At 45.1% G+C, this 21,781-nt stretch carries 20 protein-coding genes; 10 read left to right on the top strand and 10 right to left on the bottom strand.

Annotated features, from left to right (window positions below):
• Nucleotides 1-9 precede the first annotated feature (9 nt).
• Nucleotides 10-405 carry a glutaredoxin family protein gene (locus tag IY568_RS08115; RefSeq protein WP_125559567.1) on the top strand — a complete coding sequence of 132 codons (396 nt, stop codon included), beginning with the start codon at nucleotides 10-12 and terminating at the stop codon, nucleotides 403-405.
• Between the two features lie 103 nt (nucleotides 406-508).
• The gene (locus IY568_RS08110; RefSeq protein ID WP_194867262.1) at nucleotides 509-1,561 is read left to right on the top strand and encodes a tetratricopeptide repeat protein; all 1,053 of its coding nucleotides are present in this window, start codon (nucleotides 509-511) and stop codon (nucleotides 1,559-1,561) included.
• Here IY568_RS08110 and IY568_RS08105 read toward each other — a convergent pair.
• Entirely contained in the window at nucleotides 1,548-2,174 is a 627-nt protein-coding gene (locus tag IY568_RS08105; protein WP_194867261.1) for a hypothetical protein, read from the bottom strand. The two genes, IY568_RS08110 and IY568_RS08105, sit on opposite strands and share 14 nt — an antisense overlap.
• Before the next feature lie 89 nt (nucleotides 2,175-2,263).
• On the opposite strand from IY568_RS08105, the gene IY568_RS08100 reads away from it, so the two are divergent.
• Nucleotides 2,264-3,133: a LysR family transcriptional regulator gene (locus IY568_RS08100; RefSeq protein ID WP_194867260.1), complete on the top strand. Its 870-nt coding sequence runs from the start codon at nucleotides 2,264-2,266 to the stop codon at nucleotides 3,131-3,133.
• Nucleotides 3,134-3,478: 345 nt separating this feature from the next.
• Here the strand turns inward: IY568_RS08100 and IY568_RS08095 are convergent, their stop codons facing one another.
• Entirely contained in the window at nucleotides 3,479-4,465 is a 987-nt protein-coding gene (locus IY568_RS08095) for a rhodanese-related sulfurtransferase (RefSeq protein WP_138538228.1), read from the bottom strand.
• A 237-nt stretch (nucleotides 4,466-4,702) separates the two neighbouring features.
• Here IY568_RS08095 and IY568_RS08090 point away from each other — a divergent pair, with 237 nt between their 5' ends.
• Together IY568_RS08090 and IY568_RS08085 are read left to right on the top strand one after the other, a co-directional pair.
• A complete protein-coding gene (locus IY568_RS08090; protein ID WP_194867259.1) occupies nucleotides 4,703-6,034 on the top strand; it encodes a DEAD/DEAH box helicase in 1,332 nt (443 codons plus the stop codon).
• A 2-nt stretch (nucleotides 6,035-6,036) separates the two neighbouring features.
• On the top strand, nucleotides 6,037-6,873 hold the full coding sequence (locus IY568_RS08085) for a S1 RNA-binding domain-containing protein (protein ID WP_194867258.1): 837 nt from the start codon (nucleotides 6,037-6,039) through the stop codon (nucleotides 6,871-6,873).
• Between the two features lie 58 nt (nucleotides 6,874-6,931).
• Here the strand turns inward: IY568_RS08085 and IY568_RS08080 are convergent, their stop codons facing one another.
• Complete coding sequence (locus IY568_RS08080; protein ID WP_194867257.1) at nucleotides 6,932-7,783, bottom strand: GNAT family N-acetyltransferase; 852 nt, start codon at nucleotides 7,781-7,783, stop codon at nucleotides 6,932-6,934.
• Between the two features lie 789 nt (nucleotides 7,784-8,572).
• On the opposite strand from IY568_RS08080, the gene IY568_RS08075 reads away from it, so the two are divergent.
• From IY568_RS08075 to IY568_RS08055, 5 genes are all read left to right on the top strand, one after another.
• Nucleotides 8,573-9,424 carry a hypothetical protein gene (locus IY568_RS08075; RefSeq protein WP_125559583.1) on the top strand — a complete coding sequence of 284 codons (852 nt, stop codon included), beginning with the start codon at nucleotides 8,573-8,575 and terminating at the stop codon, nucleotides 9,422-9,424.
• A gap of 3 nt (nucleotides 9,425-9,427) precedes the next feature.
• Nucleotides 9,428-9,991: a hypothetical protein gene (locus IY568_RS08070; RefSeq protein ID WP_164517511.1), complete on the top strand. Its 564-nt coding sequence runs from the start codon at nucleotides 9,428-9,430 to the stop codon at nucleotides 9,989-9,991.
• 228 nt (nucleotides 9,992-10,219) lie between these two features.
• On the top strand, nucleotides 10,220-11,506 hold the full coding sequence (locus IY568_RS08065; protein WP_194867256.1) for a hypothetical protein: 1,287 nt from the start codon (nucleotides 10,220-10,222) through the stop codon (nucleotides 11,504-11,506).
• 157 nt (nucleotides 11,507-11,663) lie between these two features.
• The gene (locus IY568_RS08060; protein WP_125559587.1) at nucleotides 11,664-12,137 is read left to right on the top strand and encodes a peroxiredoxin; all 474 of its coding nucleotides are present in this window, start codon (nucleotides 11,664-11,666) and stop codon (nucleotides 12,135-12,137) included.
• 388 nt (nucleotides 12,138-12,525) lie between these two features.
• On the top strand, nucleotides 12,526-13,125 hold the full coding sequence (locus tag IY568_RS08055; protein ID WP_228553216.1) for a GNAT family N-acetyltransferase: 600 nt from the start codon (nucleotides 12,526-12,528) through the stop codon (nucleotides 13,123-13,125).
• A gap of 60 nt (nucleotides 13,126-13,185) precedes the next feature.
• Here the strand turns inward: IY568_RS08055 and IY568_RS08050 are convergent, their stop codons facing one another.
• The 7 genes from IY568_RS08050 to IY568_RS08020 all read right to left on the bottom strand — a co-directional run bounded on the left by IY568_RS08050 (nucleotide 13,186) and on the right by IY568_RS08020 (nucleotide 21,725).
• Entirely contained in the window at nucleotides 13,186-13,473 is a 288-nt protein-coding gene (locus IY568_RS08050) for a transcriptional regulator (RefSeq protein WP_125559589.1), read from the bottom strand.
• Nucleotides 13,466-13,945 (bottom strand): hypothetical protein, encoded by a 480-nt coding sequence (locus tag IY568_RS08045; RefSeq protein ID WP_194867255.1) that lies wholly within the window; start codon nucleotides 13,943-13,945, stop codon nucleotides 13,466-13,468. The genes IY568_RS08050 and IY568_RS08045 overlap by 8 nt, the downstream gene beginning before the upstream one ends.
• Nucleotides 13,946-14,104: 159 nt before the next feature.
• Nucleotides 14,105-15,232 (bottom strand): PAS domain-containing protein, encoded by a 1,128-nt coding sequence (locus IY568_RS08040; protein ID WP_228553214.1) that lies wholly within the window; start codon nucleotides 15,230-15,232, stop codon nucleotides 14,105-14,107.
• A 189-nt stretch (nucleotides 15,233-15,421) separates the two neighbouring features.
• Entirely contained in the window at nucleotides 15,422-16,693 is a 1,272-nt protein-coding gene (locus IY568_RS08035) for a metallophosphoesterase (protein ID WP_194867254.1), read from the bottom strand.
• 43 nt (nucleotides 16,694-16,736) lie between these two features.
• Nucleotides 16,737-19,526 (bottom strand): TonB-dependent receptor, encoded by a 2,790-nt coding sequence (locus tag IY568_RS08030; RefSeq protein WP_194867253.1) that lies wholly within the window; start codon nucleotides 19,524-19,526, stop codon nucleotides 16,737-16,739.
• A gap of 523 nt (nucleotides 19,527-20,049) precedes the next feature.
• Complete coding sequence (locus IY568_RS08025) at nucleotides 20,050-20,976, bottom strand: electron transfer flavoprotein subunit alpha/FixB family protein (RefSeq protein ID WP_125559598.1); 927 nt, start codon at nucleotides 20,974-20,976, stop codon at nucleotides 20,050-20,052.
• On the bottom strand, nucleotides 20,973-21,725 hold the full coding sequence (locus IY568_RS08020; RefSeq protein WP_058795437.1) for an electron transfer flavoprotein subunit beta/FixA family protein: 753 nt from the start codon (nucleotides 21,723-21,725) through the stop codon (nucleotides 20,973-20,975). Before IY568_RS08020 ends, IY568_RS08025 begins: the two co-directional genes overlap by 4 nt.
• Between the last annotated feature and the right edge of the window lie 56 nt (nucleotides 21,726-21,781).

Raw genomic sequence — 21,781 nt, 5'->3', positions numbered from 1 at the left:
AGGAAAATTATGGCGCAACGAGCTAAGCGAAGTGCGGTGTTTATTCTGATGTTGTTACTGGGTTTAAGCTTGGGCGTCATGCTCAAATATGGCTATCTAAAACTATATCATCATCCGAATATAATGACTCAAGATACATCTGCCCATTACGAGGGAACTGACAAACCTGTGATTTTATACACCACTCTCTGGTGCCAATACTGTAAACAGGTTCAAGATTACTTTAAAAAGCACAATATTGATTACCTGAGCAGAGACATAGAATCCAATGATCAAAAGATAAAATCTCTGTTTGACAGCCTTAAACGCGCTGACATACCGCAGATCATCATTGGCAATAAAGTCATTACAGGTACAAACCTGAGTGTGGTGGAAAAAGCATTACAAGAACAAGCTTTTCTCTAAGGTTGGCCCTTTCAAGGCGTATACCTAATACGTAGACGCCTCACCTTTATTGCGCTATCTTAAAAAGTGTTTCGTCGTTCACTCACTTTTTTAGGAGTATGCGTTGCAATATAAGTTGTTACTACTCATTGGTTTACTATATGGCTTACCTGTTTCAGCCACACCTCAATTGCAACCCATACACCGCTCCACCGCGGATATCCTAAGAGAGGCCGAAGACTATATTATTGTAGAGCCTTCACACTCTTACCAACTGCTCAGGCAAGTTGAGTCAATAACCACACTCACTCCCTCACAGCGGATCCGCTGGCACTTAATTAAGGTACGCTCAGCTATTGCCACAAATAATTTAAGCGACATAGAAGCAGAGCTAGCTGCCCTGATTAAGTTACAGCAACACGCCTACTTTAAAAACCATCTTCCCAGTATGCTCAGTGCAATGGGCATCGCGCTAAGACGCCTTGGTTATCAGGCAGAAGCTAAATCTTTATATACCTGCGCATTGTCACTTGATGTGACAGACAAAAAAAGAATGGCATTACTCATCAATCTTGCCGTTTTATCACGGCATATGAATGACTATCCGCTTGCCAGACAATCTTACAAATCCGCAAAAAACATTGCACTCAGACTTCATCACGAACGTGCGCTGGCAAACGTTAATAATAATTTGGGAACTCTGGCACTGGATGAAGGTAAAATAGACTTAGCTGAAGCATACTTTCGTGAAGCCTTGGTTGGTTATCAGTCCAGTGACAAACGCTCAGGCAATATTACAGCAGGCACCAACCTGTTACTCGTATTTGCAATTCAAGGGCACACTCTCAATTTCCAGCGCCTGATCAGCCCTATTTCTGCCTTGATAGACGCTTACCCAGATGCGTCAAAAAAAGCGCTGTTACTATGGCTGATAAGCGCGAATGATGCCAACCTGGGCGTGGCACTCCCGCAAAACATGAAAGAAAACCTGATCTCAGCGTTTGAGCAACTTGAGAGCGTCAAAGTGCAGCAGCTGATTCAACGCCACCTGGCGCCCAAAGTACAGGTTGCAGTCACGCCAGGCAAGCGCTCGGCCCGAACTACAAAAATCACACCAGCCTGGTTTCAGGCACGCTCTTTTTGCACTAACAAGGAGCCTGGGTTTAAGGTTCAATAAAGTCTTGCATTTCCTGATATAAGGAACGAACAAATTGCAATTTTAAGGGAGTAGTTTTATCTAACGGTTTATCAGTCATACTATCCAGCAACCGCGGTAAACTTGCATGGTCACGACACCTCACTTGAATAAGCTGATCGAAACTAGGAAGATGGCCGATTTTATGCACTAGCAAACAATCGTTCATGGTGAGTGGTAAGGTGTAGTACTGGCCATTATCAGCCAGCGCCACAGGCTCATCGAGCAATATCTCTTTTACTTTGAGTGTCAGCCCGGTTAGCGCTTGAACACCACCTCGTTCAAAATGCCCCTGATAGACATGGCCTTTCACCCGAACTAACTCCCCACTGCGTAACTTGTCTAGTTCGAAGGCTCTCGGTGCAAACGTCACTAAAGAGTTTGAATTAATTAACTGCACCAAAGATTCTTGGTGTTGCTCTTCAGCTTGCACTTCAAAGATAAGTTGCCGAGCATGCATTCCCCTCGGAAGTGGCAAATGTGAAGCGATAATTTTGTGCTCTACATATACCAGCGCAAGTCCATGCACACCAAAACTGCTGTGCTGATGAGAGAACACAACCGGCGTAAATAATACCAATAGCCATCTAAGCAATGAAAGATCCTCTTTTTTATCAAATTCCTGACAAGTTTAAGGTATATTTAGTTCCACATCGTTACCAAGTAGGCTTTTATGATTCCAAAATGGAAATAATAGAATTAACTCGATTTGTCGAGATTGCGAATGCAAAGACGCTTCAGAGTGCGGCAGCCAACTTGCACACTACACCTGGTGCATTATCCAAGTCATTGAAAAAATTGGAGTCTTCACTAGGTGTATTGCTATTCGACCGAGTTGGAAAGCAGCTGTTCCTTAATGAAAATGGTAAACGCCTGTTACCTGAGGCACTTAAGATTTTAGACCTTAAAGATAACGCAAAAGCCATGTTGACTCCGACAACCCCTGTTTTTAATTGCCGTGTCTCAGCGCCAGCTATCCTCCAATATCGCTGGGTAGGCAGTATCGGCGCCAAGGCTTGCGATATCCAAATAGAATATGAAACCGACTTCGAACTCACTGCGCTCGAAAAAGTTAAAAGAGGCCTGGTTGATATAGCACTGACAACTCAGCTAATCCAATCCCGTTTGAATGAGGATCTCGAAGTGGTCACTATTGGAGAACTGACCTTGAAGTTAGCGGTTGGTAAAACCCATCCATTGGCCGGCAAACATTCAGTCACCTCAGCTGAGCTTGCGAACTACCCATTCGCCGTGCCAAATACGTCTCCATTCTGTGGGGAATTACGTGGATTTAGTTGTGATGGCTGGCCACACAGCAATTTAAAAAGAGAAATAAAGTGGATTGTTAACGATTACGCCGCGCTGTGCGAACTTGTGAAATGCGGGCTGGCCGTTGCTTTTTTGCCTGATTACATGATTGAGGCCTGGCAACTCACTCAGCTTGAAGTGGATTCAAACCTGAAGAACGATACTGAACAGGTGTGTTTGATTTACCGGCAACATGCGCCTGTCTGGATAAAAGCACTGGCTGAAGAGGTAAAATTAATCAGTTAAAAAATGGGCGTAATCGTTTCCCCTTGCTCAGATACCACCTTTAAGTAGATAGTCTGTAAGCAAAAAAGTTTAGAAATGAAAATAAAGCAACTTAAAGTCATCTTAATCACTTAATTCTGCAATGACATTTTAGATAGGCAACGACTCTTTAAACTGTCGCGCTGATAGCGTCACGTGTGCTTACGAATCTTGTTATTGTCGCGAAGCCCACACTGACTGTAGTGACCTCATTGAATAATTGACAAGATTTGGCAGTTTTCATAGCCATACACAAACCAAATTCACTTGATTTATAAACTAAAAAAGCCAGCAATGTGCTGGCTTTTATGATCTTAATAAATAATTTTAAGCTGATTTAGCGCGCTGCGCGTCTTTCTTCGCTTGTTTTTGCTCTTTACGGGCACGTAAAGTTTCCTGTGCCTCATGGCCGATATGGCCTTCACCACGTTGCTTTGCCAGCTCCATTTGTCTTTGACGCTCTGCAAAACGGGCTTTTTGCTCTTCGGTCACATTATCATGACAGTGATGACAGGATACACCTTCCATATATTCCGGACGCTGCATTTCTTCTGCAGTGATCGGCATACGACATGCGTGGCACTGATCATATGAGCCTTTGTTCAAATCGTGGTCAACGGCAACGCGGTTATCAAATACAAAGCACTCGCCCTCCCACATCGTTTCTTCTTTAGGCACATCTTCCAGATATTTAAGAATACCGCCTTCGAGGTGGTAAACTTCATCAAATCCCTGCTCCTTCATATAGGCAGTGGACTTTTCACAGCGTATGCCACCTGTACAGAACATGGCTACTTTTTTATGTTTTGCGGGATCCAGGTTCTTCTCGGCCCACTCTGGGAATTCGCGAAACGTTTTTGTATTCGGGTCGATGGCATTTTTGAACGTACCGATTTCAATCTCATAATCATTACGCGTATCAACCAAAACCACGTCAGGGTCAGAAATCAATGCGTTCCAATCCTGTGGCTTAACATAGGTTCCAACCACTTCTTTAGGATCGATGCCCTGAACACCCATTGTCACGATTTCTTTTTTCAGCTTGACCTTAGTGCGATAAAATGGGCAGGTTTCGTCGTATGATTCTTTGAAAACAATATTATCCAGACCCGGTTGCTCATTCAGCCACGCTAGTAAAGCATCAATGCCTTCGCGCTTTGCGGCAACGGTACCGTTGATCCCCTCTTCTGCCAGTAATAAAGTGCCACGCACTTCATTGGCTTCCATAACATCCAGCAAGGGCTGACGGATCGCCTGATAATTTGGCAAAGACACAAACTTGTACAAAGCACATACAACAAAATGGTTATTCATAACTTTCTCTTTAATAAGCTTTATAACAGCCTACACTTAAGCACGACGTGTAAGCACTTAACCGAATCGCAAATCCGGCGCCAGGCGCGATATTTTACGGATTTTAAGGATAATTGCAAAACCGTTTGCCCCCGGTGGTCAAAGAACTCACACAAAGCGCTGCAAAGTTATGGTGGTAGTGGAAGTTAGTTTGTTATAATGCTGCGTTTTAGAAAATAATTACTGGAGAAAAGTACCTTGAGATTTTCCGAACTGGGTCTTGACCTGCGCTTTGAAAAACAATTAGAACACCAGGGGATCACAACCCCGACCGAGATCCAGGCTCAGGCCATCCCTACAGCCCTTGCCGGACATGACACCTTTGCTCAGTCAAAAACGGGCTCCGGAAAAACTCTGGCATTTTTACTACCTGCCGTACAACGCGTGATGAAACAAAAGGCGCTCAGTAAACGAGATCCAAGAGTGCTTATCGTTGCACCAACCCGAGAGCTCGCCACACAGGTATTCAACCAATGCCGTTTGTTAATTGCGGGTACCGCCATGTCTTGTACTAAAGTTCTCGGTGGTGAGAACTTTAACGACCAGGTAAAAGCACTTCGTAAAGACCCACACTTTGTTATTGGTACGCCGGGTCGTATTACCGACCATATCGAGCAACGCAGTTTACAGCTTCATGGCCTTGAATTGTTAATCTTTGATGAAGCCGATCGGATGCTTGATTTAGGCTTTGAAAAGCAACTGTCTACAATTAACAACGCAGCTGATCACCGCTTACGTCAGACGTTATTATTCTCTGCAACGCTTGAGCATGCTCAGGTCGAGATCACATCAAGAGATCTACTAAAATCGCCAAAACGGATCCTGCTCAGTGGCAGTAACGAAAAGCATGACGATATTCGCCAGGCAATGTACTTTGCTGACCACCTGGATCATAAAGAAGCACTGCTTAAACATTTTGTACAACAAAGCGACGTAAAACAGTGCATTATCTTTACTGCGACTCGACAAGATACTAATCGCTTCAGCGACATGCTCAATGAACTGGGAATAAAGGCCGTTGCGCTGGCCGGCGACCTGGCACAGAGCAAGCGTCTGGATATTATGGATGCATTTAGCCGAGGCTTGTTTAAAGTGCTGGTTACCACAGACGTGGCATCGCGAGGCCTCGATCTGTTAAATGTATCTCACGTAATCAATTTTGATTTACCCAAGCAGGCAGAAGAATACGTTCACCGAATTGGTCGTACCGGGCGTGCTGGTTTCAAGGGAGACGCGATTTCCTTAGTAGGCCCTAAAGATTGGAAAAGTTACGAAGCCATTGCTGCTTATCTTAAAGAAACAGTCCAGTTTCAGTCTATCGAAGGGTTAGAAGCCAAGTTTAAAGGCTTTAAGCCCAAGGTAACTAAGCCTAAACAGAATATCAAGCGTAAGCCAGCTGACACCAAAGCTAAGGCAAAGCGCGTCCTTAAGCGCAAACCACAACAACCGAAAAAGGCGATCCCGGCACCGTTTGATGTCGATGGACACGCACCACTAAGAAGAAAGCCTAAGAAGCCAACCGAGGAATAAACATGCTAGGTACCACACAGTTTTTAATGATCGAAGAGATCTGTGCCGAAGGCGCATACCTGGATGGCAAAGAACAAGGCGATGTTTTTTTGCCGCTTAAAGAACTACCAGACCACCTCGAAGCGGGTGACAACGTTGAAGTATTTGTGTTCAGTGACAACCAGGGCAACCCTTGCGCCACCACGCAAAAGCCGCTTGCGCAACTGGGCGAGTTCGCCCTGCTGCGCGCCAAGCAGATTAATAAAGTGGGTGCCTTCTTAGATCTTGGGATCAGTAAAGATGTATTAGCACCATACAACGAGCAAAAACCAAAAATGCGCGAAGGATACAGCTATCTGGTAAAGCTCTACCTGGATAACGCCAGTAAACGTCTGTGTGCCTCAAGTAATCTTGGGAAATTTTTAAATAAGACGCCTGCGCAGTATAAGAAATTTGAGCAGGTTGACTTAATTGTCGCCGCTAAAACTGATCTCGGCTACAAAGTCATTGTCAACGAACAACACTTTGGCATGGTATTTTTCAATACCGTATTTAAACGCATGTATATCGGTCAACGCATGACGGGTTATGTAAAACAAGTTCAGGAAGATGATAAGATTGATATCTTACTCGAAAAACCGGGCATGGATAAAATCTCAGATCTGGGCGAACAGATCCTTAAAAAGTTGGAAGATAACAATGGGTTTCTACCACTTGGTGACAAATCAGACCCTGAGCTGATTAAGAAAACTTTCTCCACCAGCAAAGCCAACTTTAAAAAAGCCATCGGTGGTCTGTTCAAGCAGGAAAAAATCCAAATTGAAGCGACATCCATCTCTTTGATTAAGCCAAAAAAATAATCTCGTTTTTGACCGTTCACATAAATGGCGCCCATTCAGTGCGCCATTTATGATGCACTTACCCTATCTCAAAAGACGTCACGCCAAATGTTCTTTCAATTTGAATATCAGGGAACGTTTGTGTATACATACGCGCAGTATCAAAAACCGGTATCATATTGAGCTTTTCAGCTAGGTCAACAGCCTCTGCATTGCACGCTGGTACATCCAGGAAAACAGGCTCCCCCTGTGCAACCCTAGAACACAAAGCCCCAATCATAGTGTGAGCCTGCGCGTGTTCATTGGTAAATAATGGGCCTATTTTGTAGCCTTCCCGGCATTGCCTGATCACCCCTACTCCATGAAGTGTGCCATCTATCAACACCCCAACCGATGATGCGTTTTTCTGCGCTAACCATGCACGCCAAAATTCAGCTCTTTGCACAGGAAAAAATGGCATTATAAACTGCTCTATGGCTTCGATAGACAAGGAACTAAGATCTACGAGGTTCTCTGATCCTTGATCCGCCAGCATATGGCTCATGCCCTGGTAGCGACGATTGGCATACGCCAACGCAAAGCCAGATTTTTTGTAATTTTCTTGCTGCTCAACCACACCATCCAGACCAATATTACATCCTTCCAGTCTGGCTATGGCCGCCTGCCAGATTTTTAACCCAAGCCCCTGGCCCCGATATTCAGGTTTAACAATATAAAACCCGATAAAACCAAACGAACAGCCATATTTTATGGCAGAAATCACAGCGACCGGCTCATCATTCAGTAGCCCAATGAGAAACCCCTGAGGATCGGCCTGATAGTAACAATGTGCATCTTCAAGTCCCGGGTTCCAGCCTTCTTGTGCCGCCCAGTCGATTGCTAAATTCACCTCATCACGGGTCATAGTACGAATTGTATACTCTTTATTCATAGCGCTTGCTCCTTGTGTACAGCGATGCCGACATGACAGTGTACCAGCACTATAAACTTCTGGGTGGGAAAGTGAAGTCCGACTAGCGCTGTTAGCCTTCCATTATCAATACGGACAGAAGCTAAACATGAGTACTCATCTGGTCCAGACGCTAGCTGATAAACGCAACGTAATGCCACAAACCGGGATAAATCCAGCCCAGTGAAACTAAAAAGAGTGACGAAAGAGCGGCCACCAGGACCACCCATTTAGGATGTAATTCATTACCATCCGGGTTGTCCGGCCCACCGGGTAGCTCTTCAGGTAAATGAACTATTTGGCTTAGAATTATGAACAAGCAAAGACATATAGCACAGAAAAGTAAACTCAACTCAGTAATATAAGACAGGACAAATGCCATACAAGGCACGATGAAAGCCGCGTTTCTAGCGCTCTGCCAGTACCTGTTCATCGGGCTATCTCCTCATATGTGATTTAGTTGTCGAGGTAAGATTGAGTGCTACTACAATACCAGTCGGATTAAGCCGCACTTAATGTGTTTTTCACATAAGAATATCTTTACAGCAGAGTGATGGAACTGTAACGACATACTTTGCGGAACGTCAATAACCAATACTCATGCATTGTTACTTGGCAACCCGCCGTGAAAACCTAGGCGTCAATTGATACTTTACCCTGCTAAAGGGTACCGATATAATGCACAGCTTTCAAACAACCAAAACCTACTAACATATGAAAAAGCTGCTACTTATAAGCTCTATAGGCTTGATTTTACAAGGGTGTTCGGGAATGAAGAACATCCCTATGACACAAGAAACACGGGATGCCGCAAAGCAAACCAATACTTACAATTTGGTACTACAAGATGAAGTCAGACCCGCAGTCAATTTATCTAATAGTGTCAGTGGCGGTGTTGCAGGTGGCCTGGTTGGCGCATTAGTCACCTCTGCCATTGATTCATCCATAAATGAAGACCGAGCGATCGGTGCATTTGGCGTAGCAGCCCCTTTGTTGAACAATACGCTTGATTTGAACTTCCGCAAGTTGATCGTTGAAGAGTTTAATCCGGTGCTTATCTCTGAGTTTAACGCGCAAGACACCAAAGACAGCGCAGAAACAAAATATCTTAATGATGATAAAGTCAAAGCACAAATATCTGCCCTGAAAGAAGGTGAGGCTGCGCTTTACCTTTTCACCCACTATCAGTTTTTTGATAATTTCAAAGTCGTTTTGTTTGAAACAAACGCGACACTCTATGTGGCTAAGCAAGGCAAGGTCTCTGTTTCAAAGCCTGCGTACCGAAATTCATTTACCTATATTTCAGATAATGTAGGCAATGGTGGTATGGATTCAATCCGTCTATGGAATGATAACAACGCAGATTTATACAGAACAACAGTCAGTACAGCATTGTCTGAGATTAGAGAAATGCTAGAACATGATATTAAAGTGGCTCAGGAAGAGTCATGCATTACCGGTACCAAATATATCCGATATAACGCATTAGGTGAGATGAAAAGCTCAGGCAAGATTACAGAGCGAGAGGGAAAGCGGGTTCAAATCAGAGACAAAAATGGTTCACTGGTTAATTTGGCCGACAACTTACTTGTTAAAGAATTACCGAAAGAATGTAAGGCGTAAACAATGAAAAAACTAACGACTCTTTTACTTCCTCTTGCACTACTTTCAACGAATGCTCTGGCTGTTGTCGACGTAGAGATGAAAGTGAGCAAACTCCCAAAAAAGGTAAGTAAAACGCATCAACAAATCGCAGCTAAACTTGCCGATTCCAAATGCACCTATGTTGTAAATCCCGTTTCAGACATCCGCCAAAACAAGGATGCAATCAGCTGGAAAGTGAACGCAACAGGGGTTCAGCAATGGTTTAATACTGTGCATCAGAATGTTGTGGCCCCCCTGCTCCCAGAAACAACTAAAGATATCGTTGTTGAAGTCACACCAAAATTGAACATGCTATACACCTATAACGAACAGTTAAATATTAATGGTATGGCGGTATCTACAGTGGGCTACTCTATTAACGGTAAACCTGCTGGCCAATATCATGTCAGAGGGTTTAACTCAGACTCTAACTGGGCAAATGGAGACAGCGAATTTGTGGGATCAGCAGAACACGCTGCTCAACATATGATCACACGCATTCTGGAAAAACTGCCAGAAATTTGTAACAACGCTGAATCAGCATAATTATCGCTACAGCAAAGGGCTGCGACACAGCCCTTTGCTTGTTTACACGAAATCACAATTCTCGTCCCCTTTCACATCAAACAAGGGTTGGATGAACTTACCAGGTACATCATCCGGATAACCCATACTCAACTCAAAGTGATCTGATCTGTGTAATACTCAGTAATGGTAACTTCTTGTGATTGCTCTACAGTAGTAAGGACCGTCTTGATATTGAAAGGAATTGTTATGCACCCCCTTAAGCTTTCCCTAATAACAGCTGCAATCACAACATTGCTGGCTTGCTCCACCGAGCCTACAGGCTCTGAAAATACGGCTTCCGGTCAGGATCCCCTGTTTTGCCCGGCCAATATTAACTGGGTAACAAACCCCAATAATCCTCCCAGTGAAATTCCAGGTGGCGGGCAGAACTTGTGTCAGTTTTACCAATTCTCCTGGCAATGGTTTATTTCTTTGGTGAATGCGCCAGATGGCAATGAACGTACCTTTTTGAACGAGGAGCGCTATCGAATATTTCTTGGTGGAGGCCAGGATTCTTGTGCCCCCAATACGTTGCAATCTAAGTTATTTGTCAGGGGTGGGAAAGACCCCCATACTACAGGTGAAGACTTTAAAGCGCCTCATGAAATGAATCAGGCGTTAAACAATGCTGTATTGTACGACCAGAATGGCAACATCGTATTGTACGAAACCCGGTTTGACAGTGGTATGTGTGATGTCGCTAAGGGCTCACCGACACTACCAGCCGGTACAACCGAGATTAAAACCTCCTGGCGCAAAATCACTGAGAAAGACAGACCTAATTATGTCTGGGTAAGATCAGATACCAATAACAATGGAGAGCTGGATGCCGATGAATTATATGGCATGGTTGGCTTCCACTTGGTAATTAGCACCCCAGATCACCCCGAATTTATCTGGGCTACCTTTGAGCACAAATACAATGCGCCGGATTGTCAAAAGGCCAACCAGCCCATCTCCGGCTGGAGCTTTGCCAGCGAGCAATGTACCGCCTCGTTGCCCACCCCGGATGCAAACTGTGAATTCAACAAAACCCTAGATCCCGACAAAAAAGGTGACTCCCCGTTAACGGGCACGCCCACAGAGGTCTGTCAGGTTTACACGCAAGGTACAGCTAAGGGCGACAACCAGGCCGAGCATAACAGAGCTAATATTATCTCCCTTAATGAGCAACTAAATAAAGTGTTTAAGCGCATGCCTACCTACAATTCACTACGTGTACTCGCAAAGTATGAACTGGTGGGTGGGCTCTGGTTGAACGATGTCACTCAGCCCTCAAGCAACCGCAACAATCAGCGCGGCTCCATTCAGCTAGCCAACACCACCATGGAAACCAACGCACAACAAGGACGCAAGTTCAATGAAGTGGTCTATACGGGTCCACACAACTTGACACCTGCGACAAACTGCTTTGATTGCCATGCGTATTCAGGCCCTACCAAAAACGCTGGCGTTAGCCATATTTTTAACTCTATACATGGCTCTACCAAATAACGCCCCAAAGTCAGTGATAACCTGGGTCTATCAGGTTATCACTGTCAAACCAAAATAATTGCAAAAACATGTATTAACCCTGCATTTTATCTGTGTTTAACCTGCAATTTTAAGTCTAAAATAAGCGTAATCTTAGTAATATCCGATGAGGAAAATCATGATTGAACAAGGGCAAGCCTTACCTAAGACGACATTAAGTGAATTGACTGTAGATGGCATGGTCACGCATCACAGCGACGCTCTGTTTGCAGATAAAAAAGTGGTCTTGTTTGCACTACCTGGCGCATTTACACCAACCTGCTCAGCGGCCCATTTACCTGGTTACGTCGCTCTGGCCGACAAAATCAAAGCCAAAGGTGTCGATATCATTGCATGTGTGTCTGTAAATGATGCATTTGTAATGAAAGCCTGGGGAGAAGCGCATAATGCGAGCGAAATAATGATGCTCGGTGACGGCGATGCTAGCTTTACTAAAGCGCTAGGGCTGGAAATGGACACGGAAGGGTTTGGCGGGATCCGCTCACAACGCTATGCCATGATAATCGACAATGGTGTAGTGACAGAGCTTCTGGTTGAAGCACCGAAAACCTTTGAGGTCAGTAAAGCAGAAGTCATCCTTGAAAAATTGTAATTTTCAATGACAAGCGCTGAGGGGGTGCAAACGCTCTCTCAGTATTTCTTTCGTTATCCTTTTCACTTTCCCACCTTATTTGAACACAATAACGAATACAAAAAACCAGGAATGTCATTAGGTGTCACAACTCAGTGAATCAATGGCCACTGTGCTTGAAGATCTTATTGGAACTTTAAAGGAGGCGAGAACGGGCTAGCCTGGTTCGAGCAATTCAATATCCAGTTTAACCGATGCGAACTAAGGGGTGCTATCAAAGCACTTCAGGCTTATGGAGATATGTGCAATTTGGATGGACTTGTGCTCTCGAAGCTATTGAGATAAAAAGCATACTTAAGTATCCTTCAAACATAAACTTGGCAGCTTGTTCAGCACATTGTGAAAAATTATGAATGCTCACCTAATGCAGATTAACATTGAACACGGTTGGGATATCATACACAGTCAAACCATTGCGCAAATTTACGACGATGCGTTTGGTGCTAAGTTTGCTCGTGCAATCCCCGACAAGGCAAAGCGGCTCGCCATACTCGCAGATTGCTTTATGCCCGAGTATTCCTTCATAGCTTTCGATAATGATCAACCAGTCGGAGTCGCAGGCTTTAGTGACCAAAATGGTGCACTCACATCAGGCATCGATTTTATAGGGTTATTCAAACACCTTGGCATACTCGGTGGAATACGTGCTTGCGTTATTTTTAGTTTATATGAGCGCCAGCCAAAATTGCGAGAGTTAGTGATGGACGGTATAGCAATTACAGAGTCACATCGCGGCAGAGGCATTGGCACTCAGTTACTGGACAGCATTATCAGTTATGCCCAGTCACATCACTATTCATCAATCCGCCTGGATGTGATCAACAGCAACCCCAGAGCAAAAAAACTGTATGAAGCGAAAGGTTTTGTTGTCGTTGAAACAGACTACTTTCCATATCTGAACTGGTTGCTCGGCTTTTCAGGATCAACCACCATGCAGTTTACCCTTTAGTTAAGTACAAAAACGCCCCGACTTTCTAATAGCTGCGGGCTTACTTTGTTTCGAACAACCTCAGAGGCCAACAATCTCTCGTAATGCAGCAACATGCCCTCGATAAGCGGCTTCTCCTTGTACACTCAAAGAGAGCCAGGTGCGCTGACGAGCAAAGCTGGTCCGTTTATTGACTGTGAGATAGCCAGCCTGCTCTAGAGCTTTTACGTGCTTAGATAAAACCGAATCGCTGACCTCCAGCTGTGCCTTTACTAAAGAAAACTCCATTTCGGCTACGCTTTCGAGTAATGCGCAGATCTGCAAACGGTTATGTGCATGGATCAGCGGATCAAAACACGCTTCAGTCATTGGCTTTATCCTGCGATATCCACTCCCCTGTGGGAAGCTTATACAGCACAACAAAACTCAGCAAGCCAATCATAATCCCAGCGGCGTATGCAAAGTGCCAGTCCCCCTGTTCAGTAAAATAGTGGCCCAGTAACACGATAAGTGCACTCGTAAAAGCCAGCGCAATATTGCGGACTCCGGCTTGAGACTTGGAAGCCATGCTTTTTGCTTTTATACCCACACCTTTTAGATAAAAAGACCAACTCATTACCAGTACAATTAATGTACCTACAGACACGAAAGTTACGAAAGTCCACATACTACTGTGACTTGCCTGGGCACTCGCCGCAGTTGCAAGTGCAGCTAACACACTTATTAACCCGTTGAGCCAAACAGGTGGTCTGAATTTCAACAGGGCAAACCTCTTACCTTCGGCCGACATCGCCAACAGGGCTTCAGCAGATCCCACCCCTACCTTATTGTCTTTATTCATTGTCATTCCTTTACTTTCCAATATGGAAACTAAATACTAGCAGCGACTTTCCACATTGGCAAGTGAATAAATATTATACCGCTGTATTCAAAATCACAGTGCGGCACGTCGGATGGTAAATATCAGTAGTTGGGTAGTGTTTTATACCTAGTAGAGCAATTATTGACCGCCGATAAGGGACAACAACTGCTCGCCAGCCATAATGGCATTGCTCTCCCCGGCAAACACATTATCGGTTTTACGCTCAACAAACACGTCATTCAACCAACTACTGATATCTTTGTTAAACATCAGCAAAAATTCAATAGGAAAAGACGGATCCGTTGCCTGGCTGTCCAAACGCTCTGCAACCTCATCAATCATTAATGCACCGTCATTAAATTCAATACAAAAATACAATGTGTTTGCGAGCTCTTTGTATAGCCGCGCGACATTTTTAAACCGGGCCTCAGAGTAACCGTTAAGCTCTATCAAGCCTGTTTCTGATTCCAGCTCATTAAGCGCTCCGACGATAGATTCAACATCATCTTCTTCAATTGGGCTGTCCGCCCAAAAATCTTCAGCAGTCAGCGCTTGCTTGTTCAATCGCTGATCTGCGCCTCCTTCTGATGGTTCGTCCAGGTCAAAAAACAGCTCATCGAAACTGTTTTCATCAGGTTCCTGATACGGAAAAGCTTCCTGAAATAGCTCAACATTGTCTTTCAGATGCAATCTGCCGTTTAACAACTTAGCACTTCTTTTTAAGGCCCGAAGCACAGAGTCAGAAGCATCGCCAAAGCGATTACCCTGACGCGCTGAATCCTGATAAAACTGTTTAAAGACATCGGTTGATTCACGTATTTGCCTGACCAGACGACGCATGTTCGTCAGGTCTTTTTGCAACGAAATATAATGAGTGACCTCTCCTGCCTCATTGGTGATTGCCGAGATATTCCACTCCACTGGATACATTGAGCCGTCTTTTCGATAATTAACTGAAGACCCATAGAAATATCCGTTTTCCTCCAGTGCCGGACTCAATCTGGCCAGGACTCTGCGATTACTTTTTGGTCCCTGTAAAATGGCCGTTGACTGACCTATCAGTTCTGCGAGCTCATAGCCTGTATGACGGCAAAACACCCGATTTGCATAAACAATCCGATATCCGTGGTTACGATCCGCATCTGTGACGACAATGGCGTGCTGTGAGCGCATCAGTATTTGTTTGAGTAATTCAATTGGAGAAGAATTCTCTAACAACTGACCAAAAAACAGGGTTTCTTCCATCGAGGGATCATTGGTATTCATTGGCAACTCAACTCATATTCGACCATAACGACGCTCTGCACGACTAATGACAGCAAGCGATATAGGTATCGTATTGTGTGAGTTTAACTATAGTGCAAATTACCGAATACCATGATTTTTTTGAACTACATCAAATTAATTTTTCTGGGGTAACACGCGTGTAAAGTGTCAGAGCCACCCCAGTTGTCATCAGTCACTGCGTTTTGCGAAACTGAATGTCTGCTCGGCCTCGAGCTTACCGCTTTGATCATGGGGAGTAGTATAAAAAGACACATTCAACTTATCCTGACCATTATCCAGTTCAATGTGTGTAAATCCCCAAATAAAGCTTTTAGACCACACCAGATCGTATTCGGGATAGCGCCTTTCCTGTTGCTGCGCAAACGGTGTATGGGTACCACGCATTTTTGCAGCTGCACCGCTGATTATCAGGGGCAGTTTAGGTTTAGAATTGCCCGGCATTACGCGGCTACAATCATCCGTTAATAACTCCAGATCATGTTCGTGACCCGCAATGTAGGCATCTGCATATTGACATAACTCGGGCAAAATCAGCCGTCTCAACACATGGCCTTCATCATATTTAGTACCACCTATCGACCATAATATGTGATGTCCGTACACCAGTTTCCACTTTGCTTTGGAATTTTTAAGGCCATCGGCCAGCCAGGCTAATTGCCGGTGATCTTCACCATTAACCGGCTCTTCATGACGCTCAATGTCTTCAACCTCTGCCTGCCCGGCAGCCAGAGCACTGGCTAACCCCTGTTCGCTGCCGTCCGGGCGTAACGGGATCTCATAGTAGTGTTGGCCCGAAAGCAGCATATTGGTATCGAGTACAAACAGTTCAACATCATTACCCGGCTCTCCTATGGTAAAGCTGTAGTAACCTCGCTCAGACATGGTAAAATTTGGCTGACTTGCCATCCATTCAGTTTGCAACTTCACCCCTTTACGTGACGTTTTCCAGTCGTGGTTGCCCAGAGCAGAGTACACAACTAACTCCGGTTGCTGCGCAAATAGCGGCTGCAACGGTTTTAAGATCAGATCGTTCATACGTTGCTGATCGTCTTTACCATCATTTGCGCCGGCGCCATCCGGGTAAATATTGTCGCCCAGTTGAATGGCAAAATCGCACCGTTTTATCTGGCATAAGGTTGCCATCGCCTTACCAGTTGCTATCGCACCGGTCTGCTCGGTGGCTATGTCCGTGTCGGGGTAAATATATATGGGGGCATGATTAAACTCATTCAGCGGACGATGCTCTTCGAGCCAATCTGCTTTTTCAGCCGCAATAAATTGCGTTTTATTTTTGGGCTTCTGAATGTGTTTTTCTTTAGGGTAGTCCGGGTGATACCCTCCGTCACCAAACGCCAGGAAAGAAACATTGGCCGACATCGCAGGACTAGATATCAATACAGAAGCGCTCAGGCAGGAAAGTGCAATATATTTAAAAGTCATAATTTTAAATGTGCCGGATCAGCCCGGCACGCTCCAACAAGGATTAGAATGAGGTGTAGGTAAAGCCCAGTTCGAATGAGCGACCATATTGCTCATACTGAAAGTTATATTTTTGCTCACCGTGATAAATGTAGAGTGGTTCATCCGTCAGATTGACGGCGTTAAAGTACATCTGCATTTGCTCATTGAAGTAGTATTTAACGCTCAAATCTAGCTGCATGTGGTCATCCTGATACACACGTGCATCACTCTCGGTGCTCAGATAGGCTTTGCTTTTATAGTTACCACTCAGGCGCGCACTTAAGGTGTCATCTTCGTATCCAACCATCAGGTTTGCCACTGTATCCGACTGACGAGTCAATTTGTCATCTGCGTCAATTAAGGTGGTATTAGCTGACAGCATCAGACCATTTTTGAAGTTTTTGCTGTAAGCCAGCTCAATACCTGTTAAGTCTGCCTCGCCACCATTCACGAATTGCATGACCTTTTTATAGCCCGCCCACTGTGCCTGATCCTGCACTTCCTGCTCAGTGATAAAGTTATCGATTTGCTTGTGGAATAATCCAGCAGACATAACGCCAATACTGCCTGTGTAGTATTCAATGGACAAATCCAGGTTCTGAGACTCATACGGGTCCAAGTTTGGATTGCCAACTTCACCTTCTCGCTCTGTCACCACCTGTCCGTCGTCTTCATCTGTTTCACTTTCGAGTAACTGGTAGGCTGCAGCCTCTTCAAATCCCGGACGTGCAATGGTTTGGGTATAAGCAAAGCGTGAAATCAGATCATCGCCCAGCTCGTAACGCAGAGTCAGATTGGGTAGCAAATGATCGTAGGATTTCTCAACTTCCCAAGGGGTGATATTGACTTGCTCTGTGTCTGCTAATTTATCTTTTTCCAGTGAAACCTGATAACCCCGCGTGGTGTAGTCAGTATCCTCGTAACGTACACCCGTGATCAGGTTTAGTTTACCAAAATCAATATTGACCATGGCATACAGCGCACTGACGGTTTCTTCAGAGCGATAGCTACGACCCTTTGACTCGATATCGGTTTCCTGATCGTTTCGCTCGAAGGATGCCTGGTTTTGCGCAAAGTAGGCCTGCAATCCGGATTCGGATAAACCCGGACCAAAGTCGCCCAGGTCATATTCTGGTGCACCCGTTTTAAACTGTTCTGCCGTCACATCATCAAACCCGCCGTCGTATACCACAGCGTTGACTGAGTTCAGCTTTTCACGGTCGCGATACTTAGCGCCAAACTTAAGCTCTGCATTATGTCCAGCGATAACCAGATCTTTAGTCAGATCTAATTTAAAGCTGGTTGCTTCATCTTCGCTCAGATTATTTTCGTGAACAATTTCGTCGAGTTCAAAACGGCTTAATTGATGTGCGGCCTCACTACGAGACAAAACCGGGGTGTCTCCCAGGCTGGCATAGCCCAGAGTCAAATCTTCTCCGGCAAACGCTATATCCAGTCGATCAGGCTCTTGCTCGTCTGATTTTGAGTAAACCAGACTGTATTCTACAAACCAGTCTTTGATCAGATGCTCACCACCCGCGACCACAGACAAAATGCTTTGTTCCTCGTAGCGATCTTTGCTGTCCCGGTCCATTTCAGCACCGCTAAAGTACGCCATCGTATCGCCTGATTGCCCGCTTAAATAATTGCCTTTATCGAACTTGTATTCATTGCGCAGACGGAACTCGTCGTCTGAGAATTCGCTGTACATGGTTCTCAGATAGTACTTATTGAACAATCCCTGATGCAGATCCAAATTCAGGGCAGCTCCCAGGCGCTCTCGGGTGATGGTATAGTGACGCTGTTCAATTTCCTCTGCACCAAAAAAAGCCACTTCTTCGCCGGAATTGGCATCTTCCATTTCCAACTCCATCCAGCCGCCATCAGTTTCCATATTATGTGAGCCAAACTTGCGTTCAAACCAGGATACCGCCGTCGCTACGCCCAGCTGAGTCTGGCTGCCAATGTCATAAATATCGCTGTAGCTAACGGACAGTTTGGGGCTGCTTTTTTCAACCTGTTCATTGTAAGCGCCCTGAACATTGAAACTGTAGCTTTCCCCTTCACGGTCAAATGCACTCAGACTTTTCACTTCGATACTGCCACCAATCGCATTGGCATCCATATCTGGGGTGACTGTTTTGCTCACCTCCAGACTCTGAATAATTTCACTTGGCAGCACGTCCATTGCAACGCTGCGCACACCACCTTCCGGAGAAGGTACAGCTGCGCCATTGATAGTCACATTGTTGAGATTTGGATCAATGCCCCGGATCCCAACAAAACGGCCTTCACCCTGATCCCGGTCGATAAACAAACCCGGCAGACGCTGCAATGCCTCGGCCGCATTCTGATCTGGTAACTGTCCGATGCTATCTGCACTGACGATAGACTTGATACCATCCGCATTTTTCTGCCGGTTCAAGGCACCTGCTTGCCCTGCGCGTTGTCCTTTAACGATTATGTTATCCATTTCTCCCTGGTAGGCGCTAAGCTGCACCCGGGTTTTAGTCACTTCATTGTCTTTGATCACCACTTGCTTTGTGACAGATTGCGCGCCGATATAGCGTACTTCAAGCGTGTAGGTACCGGCTGGGAGATTGATGAACCTAAACTCACCATTACGCTCGGAGCTGACTTCACGCCCCAGCTCCTTAATAATAACTTTAGCCCCTTCAAAGCGGGCTTTGTTTTGCTGATCCGTCAGTTCACCTTGCAACGTATTAGCAAGTGCTGGTGCACTCATCACGCCAAGTGCTAAAGCAACGCCCGCACAGGCCTTAGAAATCACGGAAGGTAGATTATTTTTCATATTTTTTCTCGCACAGGAAGAGTCGTTTATAAAATCCGCGAAGACCTTAACCGGGCTCAATGACCGAATTATTGCAATTCCTGTGGGTACAGCCTCTATTTAACGGCAAAAAGGGCCATTTAAAGCCAATTTGAGCTAAAATGTCCCCTCCTCAGGCTTTAACCTGCTGGCATTTATGAAAAAAGCTGAATTCTTCCGCGCACCTAAACACTTCCATGAGCTATTTTAACCCGGTAAGAACATTGCTTAGTTATTCGCTATGCTGCAACCATGATTCGCTAACTACATGATCCCTGCCACTTTTGCTTAGAGTAACTGACTGAGGGTAAGCAGTGCACAACACCCCATCATTGCAGTTTCATAAATACCGCAGGGTTTAGAAAATAAAGTGAGAGCTAGTAACTTATAAATTTATTTTGCTGCCATTGCGTGATAAGAATGGCCAATCAGGTTTGATGAGCAATAAATATGAAAAAAGCCGCGGTACGAAGGTACTCACGGCTTTAACAACCAGAATTTGTTTTTACAAAGCTTGTTCAAGCTGAGGTAAGACGTCGAACAGGTCTGCGACCAGGCCGTAATCAGCCACCTGAAAAATTGGCGCTTCGGCATCTTTGTTGATGGCAACAATGACTTTAGAATCTTTCATGCCTGCAAGGTGCTGAATTGCACCGCTGATACCAACAGCAATGTACAAGTCTGGTGCAACAATTTTACCTGTCTGACCTACCTGCATATCGTTAGGTACGAACCCGGCGTCAACCGCCGCACGAGATGCACCAATAGCAGCGCCTAATTTGTCAGCAATGCCGTTAAGCAATGAGAAGTTTTCACCATTTTGCATACCTCGACCACCTGAGATAACAACAGGTGCCGCCGTCAGCTCAGGGCGCTCTGATTCTGTTTGTTCAACACCAACAAAACTACTTTGGGTATTTTCAACCGAGGTAGCCAGTGTCTCAACAGCAACAGGTGCCTGCTCACCAGCCGCATCAAATGCGCTGGCACGAACAGTAATGATTTTCTGCGCTTCCAGTGACTTAACTGTCGCAATAGCATTACCTGCATAGATTGGACGCATAAAGGTGTCGGCATCAACAACCCCGACAATCTCAGAAAGTTGTGATTTGTCCAGTAAAGCAGCAACGCGCGGCATGATGTTTTTACCCGTGGTTGAAGCCGCAGCCAGAATATGACTATAACCTTCAGCCAGCGTAATCACCAGATCAGCGGTACTTTCTGCTAGTTGATGTTCTAGCACACTGTCGTCAGCCAGCTTTACCGCCTTTACACCGGCGATTTGTGCAGCAGCCTCTGCAACAGGACCCACATTATTACCCGCAACCAGAACATCAATTTCAGCGCCAAGCTGACTAGCTGCATGAACGACTTTTGCCGTTTCAGGCTTTAATACACCATTTTCGTGTTCAGCAATGACTAGTACGCTCATGAGATCACCTTAGCTTCAGTTTTTAGTTTATTGACCAGTTCTTCTACGCTCTCAACAATGATGCCCGCTTCACGTTTAGCTGGCTCTTCCACACGCACAAGTTCAATACGTGGCGCAAGGTCAACGCCCAGCGTGTCTGCTGCGATAACATCAAGCGGTTTACGTTTTGCTTTCATGATATTTGGCAATGAGGCATAACGAGGCTCATTCAAACGAAGATCTGTGGTTACAACCGCAGGCAGGTTCAAGGCCACGGTCTGCAGACCACCATCTACTTCTCGAGTCACAACGGCTTTACCATCTGCAATTTCAACGTTAGATGCAAAGGTACCCTGAGGACGTTTAGTTAATGCAGCTAACATCTGACCAGTTTGATTGTTGTCAGAATCGATAGACTGTTTACCCAAAATAACCAGTTCAGGGCTTTCTTGCTCTACCAACTTTGCCAGAAGTTTGGCTATATGTAGGGATTCAAGTTTTGCATCGGTTTCAATATGAATTGCTTTATCAGCACCCAAGGCCAGTGCGGTGCGTAGCTGCTCCTGACACGCTTTATCACCGATTGAAACAGCGATCACTTCGTTCGCTTTACCTGCTTCTTTTAAGCGAATGGCTTCTTCTACTGCGATCTCACAGAACGGGTTCATTGCCATTTTCACATTGGTCAGATCAACATCACTGTTGTCGGCCTTGACTCTTGCCTTGACATTGTAGTCAATCACGCGTTTGATTGGCACAAGTACTTTCATGGTTACTCCATCATCTGGTTATTCTATTGGCTGACGTACACGTCAACAAAACAATT

Source organism: Pseudoalteromonas sp. PPB1, assembly GCF_015356275.1.
GTDB lineage: Bacteria > Pseudomonadota > Gammaproteobacteria > Enterobacterales > Alteromonadaceae > Pseudoalteromonas > Pseudoalteromonas rubra_D.
The sequence above is the reverse complement of the archived record's forward strand: the minus strand, read 5'-3'. Positions and strand labels throughout refer to the sequence as shown.

Excerpts from the sequence above, each read along its gene's own strand:
- IY568_RS08115 (WP_125559567.1), top strand. The coding sequence starts at position 10 with ATGGCGCAACGAGCTAAGCGAAGTGCGGTGTTTATTCTGATGTTGTTA.
- IY568_RS08100 (WP_194867260.1), top strand. The coding sequence starts at position 2,264 with ATGGAAATAATAGAATTAACTCGATTTGTCGAGATTGCGAATGCAAAG.
- IY568_RS08095 (WP_138538228.1), bottom strand. The coding sequence starts at position 4,465 with ATGAATAACCATTTTGTTGTATGTGCTTTGTACAAGTTTGTGTCTTTG.
- IY568_RS08085 (WP_194867258.1), top strand. The coding sequence starts at position 6,037 with ATGCTAGGTACCACACAGTTTTTAATGATCGAAGAGATCTGTGCCGAA.
- IY568_RS08080 (WP_194867257.1), bottom strand. The coding sequence starts at position 7,783 with ATGAATAAAGAGTATACAATTCGTACTATGACCCGTGATGAGGTGAAT.
- IY568_RS08075 (WP_125559583.1), top strand. The coding sequence starts at position 8,573 with ATGAAGAACATCCCTATGACACAAGAAACACGGGATGCCGCAAAGCAA.
- IY568_RS08070 (WP_164517511.1), top strand. The coding sequence starts at position 9,428 with ATGAAAAAACTAACGACTCTTTTACTTCCTCTTGCACTACTTTCAACG.
- IY568_RS08065 (WP_194867256.1), top strand. The coding sequence starts at position 10,220 with ATGCACCCCCTTAAGCTTTCCCTAATAACAGCTGCAATCACAACATTG.
- IY568_RS08060 (WP_125559587.1), top strand. The coding sequence starts at position 11,664 with ATGATTGAACAAGGGCAAGCCTTACCTAAGACGACATTAAGTGAATTG.
- IY568_RS08055 (WP_228553216.1), top strand. The coding sequence starts at position 12,526 with ATGAATGCTCACCTAATGCAGATTAACATTGAACACGGTTGGGATATC.
- IY568_RS08050 (WP_125559589.1), bottom strand. The coding sequence starts at position 13,473 with ATGACTGAAGCGTGTTTTGATCCGCTGATCCATGCACATAACCGTTTG.
- IY568_RS08045 (WP_194867255.1), bottom strand. The coding sequence starts at position 13,945 with ATGAATAAAGACAATAAGGTAGGGGTGGGATCTGCTGAAGCCCTGTTG.
- IY568_RS08040 (WP_228553214.1), bottom strand. The coding sequence starts at position 15,232 with ATGAATACCAATGATCCCTCGATGGAAGAAACCCTGTTTTTTGGTCAG.
- IY568_RS08035 (WP_194867254.1), bottom strand. The coding sequence starts at position 16,693 with ATGACTTTTAAATATATTGCACTTTCCTGCCTGAGCGCTTCTGTATTG.
- IY568_RS08030 (WP_194867253.1), bottom strand. The coding sequence starts at position 19,526 with ATGAAAAATAATCTACCTTCCGTGATTTCTAAGGCCTGTGCGGGCGTT.
- IY568_RS08025 (WP_125559598.1), bottom strand. The coding sequence starts at position 20,976 with ATGAGCGTACTAGTCATTGCTGAACACGAAAATGGTGTATTAAAGCCT.
- IY568_RS08020 (WP_058795437.1), bottom strand. The coding sequence starts at position 21,725 with ATGAAAGTACTTGTGCCAATCAAACGCGTGATTGACTACAATGTCAAG.